The organism is Flavobacterium riviphilum (assembly GCF_055231795.1).
On record NZ_JBUYSY010000020.1, the window covers coordinates 17776 to 36772 of the forward strand.

Consider the following 18997-nt stretch of genomic DNA (forward strand, 5'->3'; position numbering starts at 1 on the left):
GTAGGACCAAGGCACAGAATACTATAGTAAGTATAAGCCCTAAATATACTCTTATGAAAAAAATAATTTCGCTTTTCCTATTGGCTTTTGTAAGCTTATCGAATACCCCTAAAAAAGACCCAGAGCCTAAAAAATTAACGACCTATGTTAACCCTTTTATTGGTACCGGTGGACACGGACACACCTTTCCTGGAGCCGTTTTGCCTTTCGGTATGGTACAACTTAGCCCCGATACCCGAACTCAAGGATGGGACGCTTGTGGCGGATATTATACAGATGATGCTACTATATTAGGCTTTTCTCACCGTCATTTAAGTGGCACGGGGATGACTGATTTTGCCGATTTTTTGATTACCCCTTTCGTAGGATCTTTGGAAAAACCACAAGGGAAATTAAAAGAATATTATCCTCTATCTTTTTCGCATGCTAACGAAAAAGCGGCTCCTGGATTTTACAGCGTTACTTTTGATAACCAAATTAAAGCCTCATTGACCGCAACTACTCGAGCTGGGATGCACCAGTATGAGTTCCCTTACAAACAAGCGGGCTTGATTCTTGACTTGCATCATAACCTACACAATCAAAAAGTGCTTGAGTCTTCGATCGAAATTATTAGTCCTACCGAGATTAGAGGTATGCGACTTACTGAAGGCTGGTCCAAACGCGATTATGCCTATTTCTATGCCAAGTTTGATCAACCTTTTACCGTAACCTTGTACAATGAGGATGTTGCAGTAACCGGACAGTCAGCGAAAGGAAAAAACATAAAAGCTGTTTTGCAATTTCAAAATAGTACCAAGGTGCAAGTCAAAGTTGGTATTTCTGCTGTAGATGAAAAAGGAGCCTTACAAAACCTTAATGCCGAAATGACCGATTGGAATTTTACTAAAATAGCCCAAAAAGCAGATAAAGCTTGGGAAAAAGAACTTCAAAAAATTATGGTTAAAGGGGGAACAACGGATCAAAAAACTATTTTTTATACCGGTTTGTATCATGCCTTAATTCATCCTTCTACCTACTCTGATGTAGATAATCGTTACCGAGGTCAAGATCTGAAAATTCACACCTTAGAAAAAGACACCTACTACACCGTATTTTCACTTTGGGACACCTTTAGAGCGCAAATGCCGTTGATTGATCTAATTGCGCCATCCAAAACCAATGCTTTTATTCGATCCTTACTGTTAAAATACCAACAAGGGGGATTGTTGCCCATGTGGGATTTGGCCGCCAATTATACCGGTACCATGATTGGTGCTCACGCCACCTCTGTGATCGCTGATGCTTATACCAAAAACATTCGAGATTATGATACCGAGTTGGCGTATCGTGCTATGAAGCGCTCCATACCTTATGATACTACGGGAATCAAAGTCAATCATCCTGCCATTTGGGAATGGTTGATGACCAAAGGCAAACAGTACAATGCCGACTTAGGTTTTATTCCTGCTGATAAAGAGGTGATTTTTGCTACTTCGAGAGGATTGGAATATGCTTACAACGATTGGGCCTTGGCACAAGTAGCCAAAGATATGGGGAAAACCGACGATTATCTTTTTTTAAGTGAAAGAGGGAAACGTTATCAAAAATATTTTGATAAGAAAACAGGATTCATGCGGGCGTTAGACAGCAATGGGAATTTCATGGAGCCTTTCAATCCTAATGCATCCAATCATATGAATAGCCCGTTTTGTGAAGGCAATGCATGGCAATGGACTTGGTTTGCACCTCATGATGTACTTGGCTTAATTGATTTGATGGGAGGTAAAGACGCGTTTGAAAAAAATCTTGATCATTTATTTACAACCGATGCAAAAGTAGAAGGCGAAGATATTTCTGCCGATATCTCGGGATTAATTGGTCAATATGCCCACGGAAACGAACCGAGTCATCATATCATTTATTTGTACAATTACATCGGGAAAGGATACAAAACGCAAGAATTAGCTGATCGAATTATGAAAGAGCAATACCACAACCATCCCAATGGGATTAGTGGCAACGAGGATTGTGGCCAAATGTCGGCTTGGTACATTCTTAATGCTTTAGGATTTTATCAAGTAGCCCCTGGCGATCTAACGTATACCTTATCGCGTCCGTTATTTGATCAAGCCACTATTGCATTAGAAAATGGTAAAAAAGTAACCATTAAGGCAAATAATAATAGTTTGGAAAACAAGTACATCGCTTCGGTTACCTTAAACGGCAAAAAACTAGACCGATTGTTTTTTGAACATAAAGACATCGCTAACGGTGCTGTTTTAGAGTTTACCATGACCGCTAAAAGACCTTAAGCAATTTTCAACGCTGCTTTACCATGTCTTGTTTTAACCTTTTAGTACATTACAATATCCTTTACGCATGAAAAAAATATTTTTATTCCAATGGCTAGTGATTACGGCGGTGGTCAGTTGGGCACAACCCTCGATTTCACCCTACCACAAGCTGATTCCTGCTCCTCAAAATGTGGAGTTAAAGACTGGTGACGCTTTTGTCTTGTCAGAACAAAGTACAATTGCTTATCAGAAAAACAACACTAAGTTGCAGCAAACCGCTGAGTTTTTAGCCGAATACTTATACTGGGCCACAGGGCTCAAAATAAGGATAACTGATGAGGTTAATTTAGCCAACAGCATCCAACTTTCGGAAGGTTTAGCACATTCCAATCCTGAGGCCTATCAAATGCTAGTGGATGCTGCTCAAATTCGTATTCAAGGCGCTTCTGCAGCAGGTACTTTCTTTGGAGTACAATCTTTAAGAAAATTAGTGGCGCTGAATGCTAACGATAAAAAGGTTTCGTTGTCACCTGCAGTAATAACCGATTATCCCAAGTTTCCTTACCGAGGGATGATGCTTGATGTATCCCGTCATTTTGCTCCCGTGTCTTTTGTGAAAAAGTACCTCGATTTGATGGCATTACACCATTTCAATACTTTTCATTGGCATCTTACCGATGATCAAGGATGGCGTATTGAGATAAAAAAATATCCTAAACTTACCGAAATCGGGTCAAAACGCAAAGGGACCGTTATCGGAAAAACAAAAACACAAATTGACCCTACCCCTCATGAGGGCTATTATACGCAAGAGGAAATCAGAGAGATTGTGACCTATGCTCAACAACGTTTTATCACCGTTATTCCCGAAATCGATTTGCCTGGACATATGATGGCTGCCATAGCTTCCTATCCTGAATTGGGTTGTCAAGGTAGCGGATACGAAGTTAGAACGACTTGGGGTGTTTCCGAAGATGTACTGTGTGTGGGCAACGAGAACACCTTTACTTTTATCGAGAATGTGTTGAACGAAATATTACCCTTGTTTCCAGCAACCTATTACCATATTGGGGGAGACGAATGCCCCAAGAAACAATGGCAAAAGTGTCCCAAATGCCAAAACAAAATCAATGCCTTGGGACTGCTAAAAGACCAACACCATTCGGCCGAGGAAAAATTACAGAGTTATACTATAAGTAGAGTAGAAAAATTCTTAAACAGTAAGGGGAAAAAGATAATTGGATGGGATGAAATTTTAGAGGGCGGATTGGCTCCTAATGCTACAGTCATGTCTTGGAGGGGATTTGAAGGCGGGATACAAGCAGCGCAACAAGGACACGATGTGGTGATGACTCCCGGGTCACATGTTTATTTTGACCATTACCAAACCAAAGATATCACTCATGAACCCTTGGCTATTGGCGGTTTTACCAGTTTAGAAAAAGTCTATCTTTTTGACCCCATACCCAATATACTAAAGGAGGAAGAACGAAAACATATTCTAGGTGCTCAAGGCAATGTGTGGCGCGAATACATGCCCACTTCCAAACAAGTAGAATATATGGTGCTCCCTAGAATGGCAGCCCTAAGCGAAGTTTTATGGACATATCCTCAATCCAGAGCGTATAAAAAATTTGCTCAAAAAGCTGCGGACTATCTCCCTTTTTACCACAAGTTAGGGTATAATTTCAGTATGCATTTCTTAGAAATTGGTGCTAGTACATCTATAGACAAACAACGCAATGCGATCACACTTAGTTTAGCTAATCCATTATCGTATCCTATATATTACACAACCGACGGTACGATGCCAACGACAACGAGTCCGGTTTATACTCAACCGCTAGTGATCACTCAAAGTCAAACCATAAAAGCAGTAATACTCGATGATGTTTTCAAAAGTAAAGTCTTTGAGCAATCATTTGCATTCAATAAAGCCACAGTAAAACCAATTACGCTGCTACAAGCTCCAGCGGAAAAATACAAATACCAAGGGGCTTCCGTTTTAAATGATGGCAAAGTGGGCGACCAGCAATACGCTTCGGGCGAATGGCTTGGATTTTACAACCAAAATTTTGAAGTGGTTGTGGATTTACAACAGCCACAGAAAATTACCCAAGTTAAACTAAATACTTACATTTCTCCCAAAGATTGGATTTTTGGTCCAAAGGAATGGAGCGTTCTTGTCTCGAAAGATGGGCAAAACTATAAGGAAGTTTACCGTCAGTCTATTGCAACAGCCGATGCTAATGGGACCACTTTTATATTGCCATTGAAAGCTGATTTCAAACGTACTACGGCACAGTATGTAAAAATTGTAGCTCCTATTGTTACTAAAATTCCAGAAGGACACGCTGGGGCAGGACAACCCACTTTTATTTTTGTGGACGAAATACAAGTAGAATAATCAATTAATCATAAACCGAAGAATAATAAAAACACTAGACACGCTAACAGATTTGCATGACGTTTCCCTTGTGATTTACCATTCAAAAGGTTGTGCTAGTGAACAAAAAGAAATACTATGAAATGAGCTTGACCGAAAAATGTTCGCCAACACCAATAAAGAAATGCAACTCGAGTGAAGCGAATTGGCGAAGCAATTTCATATGACATAAAAAAACAAAATATTAGCTATATATGAAAACAAGAAGAGATTTTTTGAATACCATGGGTATCGGTGCTGCATCGGCCATTGGTATGACCATGTTAAGTTCATTCGAAAAAATGGCTGAGTCCGAAGCTGATGCTCGCCCTGGAATTGTTACAGGTCCTGATTTGGTTGTACCCAAGGACAAAGCTTTGCGTATTACTGGAACGTTCTTAGACGAAATATCACACGATATACCACATCAAAATTGGGGTGAAAAAGAATGGGATAAAGATTTTGCCCATATGAAAGCCATCGGAATTGACACGGTCATTATGATTCGTTCGGGTTATCGTAAATTCATTACCTATCCTTCAGAATATTTAATTAAAAAAGGCTGTTACCGTCCAGGAGTCGATTTGTTAGACATGTATTTGCGTTTGGCAGACAAACATAATATGAAATTTTATTTCGGCTTATACGATTCAGGAGTGTATTGGGATACGGGCGATTTAAGCCACGAAATCGAAGACAACAAATATGTAATTGATGAGGTTTGGAAAAAATACGGACACCACAAGAGTTTCAAAGGTTGGTATTTGAGTGGCGAAATTTCTCGAAAAACCAAAGGAGCTATTGAGTCGTTTCGTACCATGGGGCAACAATGTAAAGACGTTTCGGGTGGATTACCTACTTTCATGTCGCCTTGGATTGATGGAAAAAAAGCAGTGATGGCGGCTTCGGGTACTCTTTCTAAAGCTGATGCCGTTTCTGTACAAGAGCACGAAAAAGAGTGGGGCGAAATTTTTGATGGCATCAAAGGCGCAGTAGATGCCTGTGCTTTTCAAGACGGACATATTGATTATGACGAATTGGATGCTTTCTTCTCTGTCAACAAAAAATTAGGGGATAAATACGGTTTGGAATGTTGGACCAATGCGGAAACTTTTGATCGTGACATGCCGATTAAATTCTTCCCTATCAAATTCGAAAAATTGCGATTGAAATTGGAAGCGGCCCAACGTGCGGGTTTCCAAAAAGGGATCACGTTTGAATTCTCTCACTTTATGAGTCCACAATCGTCCTATTTGCAAGCAGGACACTTGTACAATCGTTACAAAGAGTATTTCAATATCAAATAATTTTAAACACTAATTAAAATAGTTTAACCGATGAATCAAAAAGAAAATTTAAAATATGTCCTTTTCCTCTCCATTATTGGGGCCATAGGGGGCTTCTTGTTTGGCTATGATGTGGCTGTGATTTCTGGAACCATTGATCAAGTGGCACAACAATTTGGCCTAGATAATGTGAGTACCGGTTGGTACGTAGGCTGTGCTTTGATAGGATCCATTATTGGCGTGGCCTTTGCTGGAAAAATAGCCGATAGCATAGGAAGAAAATGGACACTTTTGGTAGCCGCTACACTTTTTTCTGTTTCGGCAGCGGGTTGTATGTTTGTTACCAGTTTCGATGTCTTAATTTATTGTAGAATCCTTGGCGGAATGGGGATTGGCGTAGCCTCTGTAGTGTCGCCGTTGTATATATCCGAGGTGTCACCTTCACGTTATAGAGGGACTTTGGTTACCTTGTATCAATTGGCCATTACGGTAGGAATTGTAGCGTCTTATTTTGCTAATGCCAAAGTGTTAGAGTGGGCTACTTCTGCTTCTTTTGAAGCAGGATGGATTCAAAAAGCCTTTCAAACCGAATATTGGAGAGGGATGTTAGGACTTTGTGCCGTTCCTTCGTTGGTGTTTTTTATCATTTTATTTTTCATTCCCGAAAGTCCAAGATGGCAAATTGCTAGAAACAATATCGCTGCAGCTGAGCACACTTTAACTCGCTTATTTGGAAAAGAGGAAGCTTTAGAGCAAATCGAAAACACCAAGAGTTCTTTGTTGAAAAAAGAAAAATCAGATTGGCGTATATTATTCCAACCAGGTTATCGCACCGCTCTGTTTATAGGGGTGAGTTTGGCCATGTTGGGGCAATTTATGGGAGTTAATGTAATCTTTTATTACGGCCCAGTGATTTTTAAAGAGGCAGGTATGGCTGCTCAAGGTTCTTTGGATTTCCAAATTATCATTGGTGTTGTCAATGTACTTTCGACCGTTTTGGGAATGTATTTGGTAGATAAAATAGGTAGAAAACAATTGGTATACATTGGTGTAACCGGTATGTTTGTTACCCTTCTAGCCATTGGAGGATATTTCTTTAGCAATGGGCAAAATCCAAAACTCTTACTAGGACTCATCATGGGGTATATCTTCTTCTGTGCCATTTCTATTTGTGTGGTTATTTGGGTTTTAGTTTCGGAAATGTATCCGGTAAAAGTGCGTGGTTTGGCAATGTCTATGGCAGGTTTTTCTCTTTGGATTGGCTCGTATTTAATTGGTCAACTAACCCCAATTTTATTAGAATCGATTAGTCCGGCCTTTTCATTTTGGTTATTTGCTGTAATGTGTATACCCTACTTGTGGATTACTTACAAATTAGTACCCGAAACCACTGGAAAATCCTTAGAAGAAATCGAAGACATTTGGATTGCTCATTAATTTTTTAACCAACCAAAAAATATAAAAAACCAATTTATAATTTATGAATTTAAGTTCCACTACAACTTCAGAAGCCCCAAAATCGATTCTCAATGCCGCCGTAATTGTCGCGGCCTTGGGGTATTTTGTAGATATATATGATTTACTATTGTTCGGAATTGTACGAACAGACAGTTTAAAAGACCTAGGGTTAACCGGTGATGCGATCCGTGACCAAGGCGAGTTTTTATTGAGCATGCAAATGATTGGGATGCTTTTAGGCGGTGTGTTATGGGGTATTTTGGGCGACAAAAAAGGTCGAATCTCGGTACTTTTTGGCTCGATTTTAATCTATTCGGTAGCTAATATTGCTAATGGTGCGGTAGATACTATCGAGGCCTATGCTTTTTGGAGATTGATTGCCGGTATTGGACTTGCGGGCGAGTTAGGAGCGGGCATCACCTTGGTGGCCGAGTCGTTGCCCAAAGAGAAAAGAGGGTATGGTACTATGATTGTAGCTTCTGTTGGGGTATCGGGTGCCGTAGCGGCCTATTTGATTTATCAAATTTTTCAAGATTGGCGCTTGTGTTATTATGCAGGAGGTGCATTAGGTATACTATTGTTGTTTCTTCGTATTAGTATAACCGAATCCAAAATTTTTCAAAAAACACACGAATCCACCGAAGTGAAAGGCGATTTTCTTTCATTGTTTACCAATGCCAATCGCTTTTTCAAGTATATGAATTGTATTTTTATTGGGGTGCCATTATGGTTTTTAGTGGGTATTCTCATTACTTTTTCACCTGAATTTGCCAAAGCAATGGGCGTTCAACAAGCCGAAACCATCGAAGCGGGTAAAGCCATTGCTTTTTGTTATGCTGGGTTGGTTGTTGGCGATATCCTTAGCGGATTGTTGAGTCAATGGTTCAAGAGCAGAAAAAAAGTAATGTATTGGTTTTTGGCGTTCAATTTTATAATGGTCATCACTTATTTAATGGAACAAAACATTTCTACCGCTATGTTTTATTTTTTATGCTGTATAATGGGCGTGTCTGTGGGGTACTGGGTATTGTTTGTGACTATTGCAGCAGAACAATTTGGGACCAATATTCGTGCTACGGTTACGACCACCGTGCCTAATTTTGTTCGGGGTTCATTGCCAGTTTTACTGTTGTTCTATTCTTTTGTTAGAGATTATATTTTTGATGGCAACATCATTCATGCCAGCTTGTTAGTAGGAAGTGTGGTTTCTGTCGTAGCCTTATTTTCTTTGATAAAATTGAAAGAAACCTTTCATGTGGATTTGGATTATTCCGAAGAAAAATAAATCTTTTTATTACTAGAAAGAAAGGGACAATAAATGAATTTTTGTATTTATTGTCCCTTTTTTAATCGTTAGTTTTTAATTTTTAATACAACACTATTACTATGAAAGTTTGGTCTATTGATACCAAAAGAAATTTTAAGTTAAAGGTGATTTCTCTGGTTCTTTTTTTCTTTGTTCTTTCCTTGCAAGCTCGGGTCAAATTACCCAATGTGCTTTCGGATAATATGGTCTTGCAACAACAAACTCAAGTGAAATTATGGGGAGAAGCACTAGCCAACAAAAAGGTGAAAATTCACACTTCTTGGAATAAAAAAAATTACGTCACTAAAGCAGATGCTACTGGGAACTGGGAAGTCAATGTTGTCACACCAAAAGCAGGAGGACCGTATACGATCAACATATCCGATGGAGAAACCCTTGTACTGAATAATATTTTGATAGGCGAAGTTTGGTTTTGCTCCGGACAATCTAATATGGAAATGCCCGTTCAAGGATTTGTTCGACAACCCGTAAAAGGAGGCAACGATGCTATTGCCAAAGCACAACCTTCCATTCCTATTCGGATTTTTTCGACCGATACGAAAGCAGGAAAACCCCTCAAACAATTTGCCAAGCAACCGCAAAAGAATTGCGATGGTCAATGGGAAGAAAATTATGGCGATGGGGTGGCCAATTGCAGTGCTACAGCCTATTTTTTTGCGAAATACCTTCAAGAGGTGTTGCAAGTGCCAGTTGGAATCATCATCTCGAGTTGGGGAGCTTCCAATATTGAGGCATGGATGAGCCGTGAAGCATTGCAACCTTTTTCTACTATTGATACCGCCATTTTAACGAACAACGAAACGATCAGCAAACCCAATCAAACGCCAACGGTTTTATTCAATGCCAAAATAGCCCCATTGCTTTCCTATACTATTAAAGGGTTTTTATGGTATCAAGGCGAAAGCAATTGTATTAATGCCGAAGCGTATCAATCCTTAATGCCTGCCTTTGTAAGCGATTTGCGCAACAAATGGAATATTGGTGCATTTCCGTTTTATTTTGTACAAATTGCCCCTTACAATTATGGTAAACCTAACGGATTTTGGTCGGCCAAAATGCGCGAAGTACAAGAGAAGATCTGGAAATTAATACCCAATTCAGGGATGGTTACCACCTTGGATGTGGGAAGTCCTTTCTTCATTCATCCACCCGACAAACAAATGATTGGAGAACGTTTGGCGTTATGGGCCCTTGGCGCTACTTACGAAAGAAAAGGCTTCGCTTATAAACCGCCAGTATTTGAGAAAATGGAATTAAAAGAGGATAAAGTTTACATCGATTTTCAAAATGCCGAGCGGGGTATATATCCAATGGCCACAGAATTGCATGGGTTTGAAATTGCAGGAGCAGATCAAGTATTTTACCCTGCCAAGGCCATTATTGATATATCCTCCCCTCGTTTGGCGGTTTGGTCGGATAAAGTAACGCAGCCCGTAGCCGTACGGTATGCGTTCAAAAACTTTGAACAAGCCAGTATTTTTGGAGTTTCAGGGATTCCGGTGGCTCCTTTTAGAACCGATACCTGGTCATTAAAAGAGTAGTAAAGGTGGAATAGTATAGTAGAAACGCTCAAATAAAGTTGTGTTTTCAACTCGCTGTTCCTAATAGAGCTTTTGGGGGAGCACAAGCATGGCGTGCAGATTCAATTTAGGCATTCCACTAATTGAGGGAAGTGAACGGATTAAAGTTAAAAAGGGGCTAAGCATTTAATTGCTTAGCCCCTTTTTTATAGTGGTTGTGTTGAGTATACGTTAATGATCATAACTAATAACCCGTGAAACTTGCCATTTACCTTTTGTGTTTTTCCAAATCATTAAGAATTTAAAAGTGCCTATTTCTTCTTTTCCGTTTTCAAAGTGACGAAATTGGTGAGTACCTGTTTCAATGGCTCCGTAATCTTTGATAGGATGAACCGCTAAGCTTCCTGCCACGAGTTGTCGGGTGAGTTGGTTCTCGTTCTTAAACATTTTTTCAAAATTTTCAAAAACGACAGCATAAGAAAGTAAACCACCATTGTCTTGAAACCATTCTAAATCTTCGGTAAATAGCGCCTTGAATTTTACCATGTCTTTCGCATTGAAAGCCTCAAAGAGTTGTTTATCCATCGCTTCTATAGTATCGTACAAGGCTTTTGAAGTGGGCGCTACTTTTTTTTCTTGAGCACTGGAGAAATAAGTGATGAAAAAACTACAAAAAAGGGTAATGAAAAAAGGAACAGTTTTCATGGAGGGGTTATTTTTTTTGCGTGCTTTTCATGTTCATATAATCCAAAGTAAGATTTGACATGCTGATCATTCCTAGTATCATTCCACTTTCATCTATAAAAAAATCTGGGGTATGATGCGAAGGCATTTCGTTTGCTTGCTTGCCTTTGGGCATACCACCTAAAAAATAGAAGAACCCAGGAACTTTGGCTTGATAAAATGAAAAATCCTCGGCACCTGTTACGGCTTGAGTCAAATGGACATTATCGATACCCGCCGAAGCTTGTAAAGAAGGCAACATAGCTTCGGTCAATTCAGGATCATTGTACGTAATTAATGTTTTTTTCGAAATAGCGACATCGGCCGTAGCACCTGCACTTTCGGCTATCGAGCTAGCGATATGCTGTATGCGAGAATGAATGTAGTCTTGGGTGCTGGTGTCCAATGTGCGAATGGTTCCTCCTAGGGTTAACGATTCAGGGATAATATTGTTTCTAATGCCTGCGTTAATTTGTCCAATACTTACCACAGCAGGGTTTTCGGTTAGATTGACATTTCGACTTACAATGGTTTGAATGCCTAACACAATTTGAGAGGCAGTAACGATTGGGTCTACCGAATACCAAGGAGAAGCACCATGCGATTGTTTGCCATTCACTTTTATTGTAAACCAATCCGAAGAGGCCATGGTACCACGTGGGCGGTATCTGATACGTCCTACCTCGGTTTGTGAGTTGATATGTAGGCCAAAAATGACGTCTACTTTCGGGTTTTCTAAAACGCCTTCTTTTACCATTAATTCGGCACCACCTTCTTCACCTTCTGGTGGTCCTTCTTCCGCAGGTTGAAAAATGAATTTTACGCTTCCTTTTATTTCATCTTTTAAAGAGGCTAAAATTTCGGCAGTTCCCATTAACATCGCTACGTGGGTATCATGACCGCAGGCATGCATCACACCTACCGTTTGCCCGTTGTATTCACCTGTTTCTTTAGAAATAAAAGGCAAATTGACCCGTTCTTTTACAGGAAGGGCATCCATATCGGCTCTTAGTGCTACTACAGGTCCAGGTTTTCCACCTTTTAGAAGGCCAACTACTCCCGTTTTTGCAACTCCCGTTTGCACTTCAATGCCTAAGGACCGTAAGTGAGTAGCAATTTTGTCGGCAGTTTTAAACTCTCGGTTTCCTAATTCTGGATGTTCATGAATTTCTCTGCGCCATTGAATGACTTTTGATTCGATATTCTTGGCTTTTTGGTTTACTTTAAAGGATAAAGCCGTCCCTTTTTGTGCTGATGCGTTCAGAAACAGGAATAGGAATCCTAGATAATAGATGGTTTTTTTCATAATAAGGTTTTTTGGTTACTTACAAATATACTAAAAGAGAACCCTTTAAGTAATTTTTTTTGTAGTATCCAAAAACCACGAACGTTGCGAAGGAAGTAATGGTAGCTCACAAGCCAACAAAATAGTTGTAAAATGCCCCCTTGTAGCTACCTTTTACTACCTAATTTTTTATTTCTCCAAATACGCCCAAACAAAATTAGGATGATGACCATCTCTTCGAACCATTTTCACCCAAAGCAAGGTCATATGCTCCAAATGTAAGGCTTGGTCTAATGTGCCTGTATCTAAAGTTTCGTAGCCCATATCGGTGTTAATTGAGGAAACTTTCGCCTTGGCCTCGGCATCGTTTCCGGCAATCATCATGACGGGTTTTACGTTGTATTTTGGGTAGGCACTATCGATAAAATTTTCAAATCCATAAATGGTGAAGGCCTTGATCACTCGAGCATCGGGAGCCCATTCTTGCACTTTTTCGCTACCCGAAATTTCGCTTTTCAATCCGTGGGAAATGCCCATCCCAACGGGATTGGTACAATCGATTAGTATTTTGCCATTGAATTTTACACTTTTTAAAAGTTCCTCATTGGCCTGAAAGGGAGTCGCTAAGAAAACAACATCGGATTCGTCTATGCCTTTCTGTACAGGCATTACCTTGAACGAGGCATTTTGTGTCAAAGCTTTTTTTACCGTTTCAGAAGCGCTATCATTGTTGGCTACGATTATTTCGTGTCCTTTTTGTTGTAATTGGTTGGCTATGGCAAATCCTACGTTTCCAATGCCAATAAATGCAAGTTTCATTTTTTATTTGTTTAAAAGTTCTATAACTAATTCCGCCGCAGCTTCACCAGAATTTTGTTGTTGTCCTGTAATTAAATGGCCATCGGCAATGGAGTACGAACTAAAAGGTGCGGCTACTTTAAATGTGGTACCAGATATTTTACGGGCTTCTTCCTCAATGCGGTAGGGTTGAATTTTCATTCCCACAGCTTGATCGGCAAAATCTTCTTCGGCATCGGCAAAACCGGTCCAGGTTTTTCCTTTTACTAGTAGATCACCGTTCGAAAGTTTCGCCTCTAACAATAAAGTAGTGGAGTGACAAACCGCTGCACTGGGTTTTCCGCTTTCATAAAAGGTGACAAATAGGTTTTGTAAGGCTGTATTTCCTTTGAAAGTGTACATGGGGCCTTGCCCCCCAACTAAGAAAATGGCTTTATAATCTTCAGTGACTGCCTCGGTCAGTTTTTTGGTGTTTTTCAAAAGGGCTATAAATTCGGGCTTTTGCATATATCCCAATGTAATGATATCGTGAGCCGAATAACCACTGGCATCTGTGGGATTGGAATAGGAATCCATAAACAAATCGCCACCGTCGGTAGAAACCAAATCGACTTCATATCCGGCTTCTTGAAACACCCACAGCGGATGGGTTAATTCGGCCGCCCAAAAACCAATAGGCCAACCGGTTTGTACGCTTGTACTTGGCGAGCTGGCTACCATTAAAATTTTTCCTTTTGAAGGGGCACCATGAAAATGTACATAGCGCTTGTGTTCTTTTATGGGTTCCATTTTTAATAGATTTAGATATTTATTTTATAAAATTATTTCAATTTAACTCTTTGTGCAATAACTCACTATATTTGTAAGTAACTAACAAATTTGTAAGTATGCCTGATTTTATTACCGACAATCGTTTGTTTCACAATCCCATAGAGTTTGCCATGAATAAAATAGGAGGGACCTATAAGATGCCTATTTTATGGCGATTGAAAGATAAAAAATGGCGGTTTAGTGAGTTACAAAAGAGCCTTTCTCACGCCTCTGATAGAATGGTGTCAAAAGCCTTAAAAGAATTAGTGGAAGATGGTTTTGTAACTAAAGAAGTTTTTCCGGAGGTGCCTCCAAGAGTAGAGTATACCATTGCCCAGAGAGGGTTGAAATCAATAGCGATTATTGAAGCCTTGAGAAATTATGGTTTGGATTTAATGGAGGATTTTGGCATTAAACATGTGTAAAGTCAATGGCGTTTCAATCGGTTATGAAAAACTTTTTCAAATTTTTCCAATTTGGGCTGAATGACCATTCTGCAATAAGGCTGGCTCGCATTTTTTTCGTAATAATTTTGATGGCTTTCTTTGGCTTTGTAAAAACCGGTTAAAGGTTCAAGCGTTGTTACTATTGGGCGGTCAAAAGCTTTTGCTTTTGTTAAAGCTTCTATGATTTGTTGTCCCGCTTTTCTTTGTGCTTCATTTTTGTAAAAGATGGCCGAACGATATTGGGTCCCTTCATCAGCCCCTTGTCGGTTCAAAGTCGTAGGATCGTGTACCGTAAAAAAGACTTTAAAAATTTCATCCAAAGAAGTTTGTTTGGTGTCATAGACTATTTGTACTACTTCAGCAGCTCCAGTGGTTCCTGAAGCAACGGCTTCGTAACTTGGATTTTTTACTTTGCCCCCTGCAAACCCAGAAACTACTTGATGTACTCCTTTTAAATTTTCGTACACCGCTTCCACACACCAATAGCACCCTCCGGCTAGCACTAGGGTATCTAAGGTAACAGAAGCCGATGTTTTTTTTTGGGCGAAACCTAGGGAAACGGACAAAAGGGAAAGGAAAATTATTTTTTTCATAAGTAAGTGAATTTAGTCTTGGTCTGGAACAAAATCCAATGATATGGCATTCATGCAATAGCGTTTGCCTGTTGGCGCCGGACCATCATCAAATAAATGTCCCAAATGACTGTCGCATCTGCCACAATTGGCCTCTATACGTTGCATGCCATACGAATTATCCGGTTTGAAAGTGATGCTTTCTTTGTTGTCTTGCTCAAAAAAACTTGGCCAACCACAACTACTCACAAACTTTTGATTGGATCGGAATAAGAGAAACCCACAAGCGGCACAATAGTAAGTGCCTTTGGTTTCGGATTCCCATAAGGTACCCGTAAAAGCTCTCTCGGTGGCAGCCTCTCGGGCCACGGCATAGAGATCAGGAGACAATACTTTTTTCCATTCCGAATTGGGGATGTTGATTTTTTTAGTATCGGTATTAGAATAATAGGGGTTCTCAGGTTTGTTAAGTACGGTTTTCATAGAGGTGTTTTTTGATGAGGTTGTGGTAGTCGACGAATTTTGAGCACAGCCTTGCACTAAAAAGGAGAAAAAAACGACGACAAATAAGACATGTGAAATAGACATAACGTTAATGTTTAAAGGCTTAGTACTTGGGTTGTAGCATCAAAATAAGCAACAGTATATGTTGTGATATTTTTAACAATTGTTTTGATGATCATATTTTTTATTAAACTTTTTTTACCTCAAAATGCTAGTACATTTAGAAGTTGATTTTCAATTTAAATGGTAATAGTTAAATCGTATAGTTAATATATTAGAAAAAAATGCTTAAAATTGCCTCAATGTCAATACAATGTGATTTAAAGCAATTCAAAGATACAAAAAGGGAGAGACAATGAAAAGCCAAAGAGAAGAGGGGACTTTGGCAACTAAAAAACCTTGAACATTATGTAATTTTATGAATAAGAAGCAATCATTTTTGTACTTTTGGCCCTAAGAATAAACTATGGAAGAAGAAAAAGTAATCTTGGTCAACGAATGGGATGAACCCATTGGTTTAATGCCTAAATTAGAGGCACATCAAAAAGCTGTTTTGCATCGTGCCTTTTCAGTTTTTATCCTCAACGAGAATAAAGAAATCATGTTGCAACAAAGAGCGCAACATAAATACCATTCCCCATTGTTGTGGACCAATACGTGTTGCAGTCACCAAAGGGAAGGTGAAACTAACATCCAAGCAGGCAATCGTCGTTTGTTTGAAGAAATGGGATTCCAAACCGAAATCAAAGAATTGTTTCATTTTATTTACAAAGCGCCTTTTGATAACGGACTCACAGAGCATGAGTTAGATCATGTGATGATTGGCTATTATAATGAGGCTCCCGTGATCAATCCCGATGAAGTAGAAGATTGGAAATGGATGAAAATTGAAGACATCAAAAAAGATATGGTCAAGCATCCGGAAAGTTATACCGTATGGTTCAAAATTATCTTCGATGAATTTTATCATTTTCTTGAAGATCATACCTTGTAATACAATTGCAATTGCCTAAAAAACTAACCTAACTATGAAAGTGACCATTTCCAGAAAAGCTCATTTCAATGCAGCACACCGTTTGTACCGCAAAGATTGGTCTTTTGAAAAAAATCAAGCCGTTTTCGGAAAATGCAACAATCCTAATTTTCATGGCCACAATTATGAATTAATAGTGAGTGTTACAGGTCCTGTAGATCCTGAAACGGGTTATGTTATGGATGTGAAATTCTTATCCGATATTATTAAATCCGAAGTTGAGGATCAAATGGATCATAAAAACTTAAATCTAGACGTTCCCGAGTTCGAAAACCTAAATCCTACAGCCGAGAATATTGCAGTGGTCATTTGGAATAAAATTCGCTGCAAAGTTGCGGCTAATCTGGATCTTGAAGTGGTGTTGTATGAAACCCCTCGAAATTTTGTTACCTATAGAGGAGAAAAATAGTGTACTATGAAGACGTTAACCATTGGGGATACTGTACCTCATTTCAAAGCTATAGATCATTTAGGTAATCCTTTTGATTCTAATGAAATTATAGGAAAAAAAATATTGGTACTTTATTTTTACCCAAAAGATAACACCCCAGGCTGTACGGCACAGGCTTGCGAATTCAGAAATCAATACGACGATTTTAAAATGTTAGGTGCCGAAGTGATAGGGGTGAGTGGAGATACTATCGATACTCATGATACTTTTGCCCAACGATACAAACTTCCCTTTAGACTTTTAGACGATCAGGACAAAAAAATCAGAACTGCTTTTGGAGTGCCTACCTCTTTTTTTGGTCTACTTCCTGGGCGTGTAACCTATGTTGTTGATTTATCGGGTACTATAGTGTTTATGTTTGATAGTACTTTCAAAGCTACTCAGCACATTGCTAAGGCGTTAGCGGCGGTAGAAAAATTATTACAATAATTTGATAAAAAAATAGTAGTCTATCTTTTTCTAATTGCCGAAATTTGCAAGCAATACCAAAAACCCAAAAAAATGACTACAAACTATTATCCCTTGCAATTTGATCCCATTCTTAAAGAACGCATTTGGGGTGGCCAAAAATTAAAGAATTTATTAAATAAACCTAGTACCTCTGCCATAACGGGTGAGAGTTGGGAACTTTCAACTGTCGAAGGCGATGTAAGTGTTGTTTCTAATGGGGTGTTCAAAGGAAAATCCTTGATAGAACTTATTGATGTACAACCTAACGAAATATTAGGTAAAGCAGTTTATGAAAAATTCGGAAAGCAATTCCCGTTACTTTTTAAATTCTTGGATGCTAGAGAGGATTTATCCATTCAAGTACATCCTAACGATGAATTGGCACAACAACGTCATAATTCCTTTGGAAAAACAGAAATGTGGTATGTCATGCAGGCCGATCCCAAATCAAGGTTGATTGTAGGCTTCAAAGAAGATTCAAGTGCTGCTGAATATGTTCAGAAACTTGAAAGCAAGGAGTTATTGTCTATTCTTGATACCAAAGAAGTAGAAAAAGGGGACGTGTTTTTTCTCGAAACAGGTACCGTTCATGCCATTGGAGCGGGTTTGGTAATAGCCGAAATCCAACAAACTTCTGATATTACCTATCGTTTATACGATTTTGATCGTAAGGATGCGCAAGGCAATACCCGAGAATTGCATGTTGATTTGGCTTTGGATGCTATTAATTATAAGCAATGCGACACGCAAAATCAGTATACTAAACTTGTGAATCAATCCAATTCTATGGTTGATTGTCCTTACTTTACTACCAATTACATTCCTCTTGATGGTAGCAAAGACTGTAGTAATGATGGAGACTCGTTTAAGGTGTACATGGGAGTGGAAGGCGATTTTTCTATAACCGCCGATGGAGTTGAATACTCTTACACGATCGGCGATACTGTGCTGATTCCAGCAGGATTATCTTCCTTTACTTTGCATGGAAAAGCTTCTCTTTTAGAAATTTATATTTCATAGCGCGTATTCAAAAGATAATATGTAATTTTGCAAACGCAAATCGCGACATAATAAAATTTTAAAAAAATGGCAAACGTTAAAAACTTAAAGAAAGACATCAACTACGTTTTAGGAGATATCATCGAAGCAGTATACTTATATGAATTGACTACTACTGGAAAACCATCTGATGGTACTAATGCTATTATTGACGAAGCAATAGCAGCTTTTGACGCTTTAATCACTAAAGTGAACCAAAAGAATGTTGAAAATAAAAAAGCACATTTCAAACAAATCAATGTGGAATTAGAACAAGTTGCAAATCAATTGATTGCGAAAATCAACGATTTGTAATCTAAAAAATTAGCAAAAAAGTCTGAATTTGCTTTGGAAATTTCAAATTCAGACTTATATTTGCACTCGAAATAACGCGCCAGCGTAGCTCAGTTGGCTAGAGCAGCTGATTTGTAATCAGCAGGTCGTGGGTTCGAATCCCTCCGCCGGCTCCAAAACCACTTAAGAAATTAAGTGGTTTTTTTTATGATGTAAATGCAGGAAAACAATTCGTGTACATTAGAGTTTCGAGTTTGTAAAAGCTTAGAAAAATTTTAAAATTTAATTTGCATTATAAAAT

Annotated in this window: 18 protein-coding genes and 1 tRNA gene; 13 read left to right on the top strand and 6 right to left on the bottom strand. The window is 38.9% G+C overall.

The features are described from left to right. Positions 1 to 53: 53 nt before the first annotated feature. The 6 genes from ACZIX2_RS13065 (at position 54) to ACZIX2_RS13090 (ending at position 10313) form a co-directional block, all read left to right on the top strand. Complete coding sequence (locus tag ACZIX2_RS13065; protein WP_463340541.1) at positions 54 to 2294, top strand: GH92 family glycosyl hydrolase; 2241 nt, start codon at positions 54 to 56, stop codon at positions 2292 to 2294. A 67-nt stretch (positions 2295 to 2361) separates the two neighbouring features. Beyond that, on the top strand, positions 2362 to 4683 hold the full coding sequence (locus tag ACZIX2_RS13070) for a glycoside hydrolase family 20 protein (RefSeq protein WP_463340542.1): 2322 nt from the start codon (positions 2362 to 2364) through the stop codon (positions 4681 to 4683). Positions 4684 to 4916: 233 nt separating this feature from the next. Then, positions 4917 to 6008: a DUF4434 domain-containing protein gene (locus ACZIX2_RS13075; protein ID WP_463340543.1), complete on the top strand. Its 1092-nt coding sequence runs from the start codon at positions 4917 to 4919 to the stop codon at positions 6006 to 6008. 30 nt (positions 6009 to 6038) lie between these two features. Further along, the gene (locus ACZIX2_RS13080; RefSeq protein ID WP_463340544.1) at positions 6039 to 7424 is read left to right on the top strand and encodes a sugar porter family MFS transporter; all 1386 of its coding nucleotides are present in this window, start codon (positions 6039 to 6041) and stop codon (positions 7422 to 7424) included. 43 nt (positions 7425 to 7467) lie between these two features. Then, on the top strand, positions 7468 to 8730 hold the full coding sequence (locus ACZIX2_RS13085) for an MFS transporter (RefSeq protein ID WP_463340545.1): 1263 nt from the start codon (positions 7468 to 7470) through the stop codon (positions 8728 to 8730). A gap of 101 nt (positions 8731 to 8831) precedes the next feature. Then, positions 8832 to 10313, top strand: a complete 1482-nt coding sequence (locus ACZIX2_RS13090; protein WP_463340546.1) for a sialate O-acetylesterase — start codon at positions 8832 to 8834, stop codon at positions 10311 to 10313. A gap of 210 nt (positions 10314 to 10523) precedes the next feature. Here ACZIX2_RS13090 and ACZIX2_RS13095 read toward each other — a convergent pair whose 3' ends face one another. From ACZIX2_RS13095 to ACZIX2_RS13110, 4 genes are all read right to left on the bottom strand, one after another. Continuing rightward, entirely contained in the window at positions 10524 to 10997 is a 474-nt protein-coding gene (locus ACZIX2_RS13095) for a nuclear transport factor 2 family protein (RefSeq protein ID WP_463340547.1), read from the bottom strand. Between the two features lie 7 nt (positions 10998 to 11004). Next, complete coding sequence (locus ACZIX2_RS13100; RefSeq protein WP_463340548.1) at positions 11005 to 12321, bottom strand: amidohydrolase; 1317 nt, start codon at positions 12319 to 12321, stop codon at positions 11005 to 11007. Between the two features lie 168 nt (positions 12322 to 12489). Continuing rightward, a complete protein-coding gene (locus tag ACZIX2_RS13105; protein WP_463340549.1) occupies positions 12490 to 13119 on the bottom strand; it encodes an NADPH-dependent F420 reductase in 630 nt (209 codons plus the stop codon). Between the two features lie 3 nt (positions 13120 to 13122). Continuing rightward, a complete protein-coding gene (locus tag ACZIX2_RS13110; protein ID WP_463340550.1) occupies positions 13123 to 13887 on the bottom strand; it encodes a type 1 glutamine amidotransferase domain-containing protein in 765 nt (254 codons plus the stop codon). A gap of 98 nt (positions 13888 to 13985) precedes the next feature. Between ACZIX2_RS13110 and ACZIX2_RS13115 the strand changes: the two genes are divergently transcribed. Continuing rightward, positions 13986 to 14333 carry a winged helix-turn-helix transcriptional regulator gene (locus tag ACZIX2_RS13115; RefSeq protein ID WP_463340551.1) on the top strand — a complete coding sequence of 116 codons (348 nt, stop codon included), beginning with the start codon at positions 13986 to 13988 and terminating at the stop codon, positions 14331 to 14333. A 2-nt stretch (positions 14334 to 14335) separates the two neighbouring features. Here the strand turns inward: ACZIX2_RS13115 and msrA are convergent, their stop codons facing one another. Then, complete coding sequence (gene msrA, locus ACZIX2_RS13120) at positions 14336 to 14947, bottom strand: peptide-methionine (S)-S-oxide reductase MsrA (protein WP_463340552.1); 612 nt, start codon at positions 14945 to 14947, stop codon at positions 14336 to 14338. A gap of 12 nt (positions 14948 to 14959) precedes the next feature. Then, complete coding sequence (msrB, locus tag ACZIX2_RS13125) at positions 14960 to 15409, bottom strand: peptide-methionine (R)-S-oxide reductase MsrB (protein WP_463340553.1); 450 nt, start codon at positions 15407 to 15409, stop codon at positions 14960 to 14962. A gap of 487 nt (positions 15410 to 15896) precedes the next feature. Here msrB and idi point away from each other — a divergent pair, with 487 nt between their 5' ends. The 6 genes from idi to ACZIX2_RS13155 all read left to right on the top strand — a co-directional run bounded on the left by idi (position 15897) and on the right by ACZIX2_RS13155 (position 18872). Then, the gene (gene idi / locus ACZIX2_RS13130; RefSeq protein ID WP_463340554.1) at positions 15897 to 16424 is read left to right on the top strand and encodes an isopentenyl-diphosphate Delta-isomerase; all 528 of its coding nucleotides are present in this window, start codon (positions 15897 to 15899) and stop codon (positions 16422 to 16424) included. Between the two features lie 34 nt (positions 16425 to 16458). Beyond that, positions 16459 to 16872 carry a 6-pyruvoyl trahydropterin synthase family protein gene (locus ACZIX2_RS13135; protein ID WP_463340555.1) on the top strand — a complete coding sequence of 138 codons (414 nt, stop codon included), beginning with the start codon at positions 16459 to 16461 and terminating at the stop codon, positions 16870 to 16872. A gap of 6 nt (positions 16873 to 16878) precedes the next feature. Continuing rightward, positions 16879 to 17343: a peroxiredoxin gene (locus tag ACZIX2_RS13140; protein ID WP_463340556.1), complete on the top strand. Its 465-nt coding sequence runs from the start codon at positions 16879 to 16881 to the stop codon at positions 17341 to 17343. Positions 17344 to 17415: 72 nt separating this feature from the next. After that, entirely contained in the window at positions 17416 to 18384 is a 969-nt protein-coding gene (gene manA, locus ACZIX2_RS13145; protein ID WP_463340557.1) for a mannose-6-phosphate isomerase, class I, read from the top strand. Between the two features lie 66 nt (positions 18385 to 18450). After that, on the top strand, positions 18451 to 18717 hold the full coding sequence (locus ACZIX2_RS13150) for a hypothetical protein (RefSeq protein ID WP_463340558.1): 267 nt from the start codon (positions 18451 to 18453) through the stop codon (positions 18715 to 18717). Positions 18718 to 18795: 78 nt separating this feature from the next. After that, positions 18796 to 18872 (top strand) — tRNA-Thr (locus ACZIX2_RS13155). Positions 18873 to 18997: the final 125 nt, after the last annotated feature.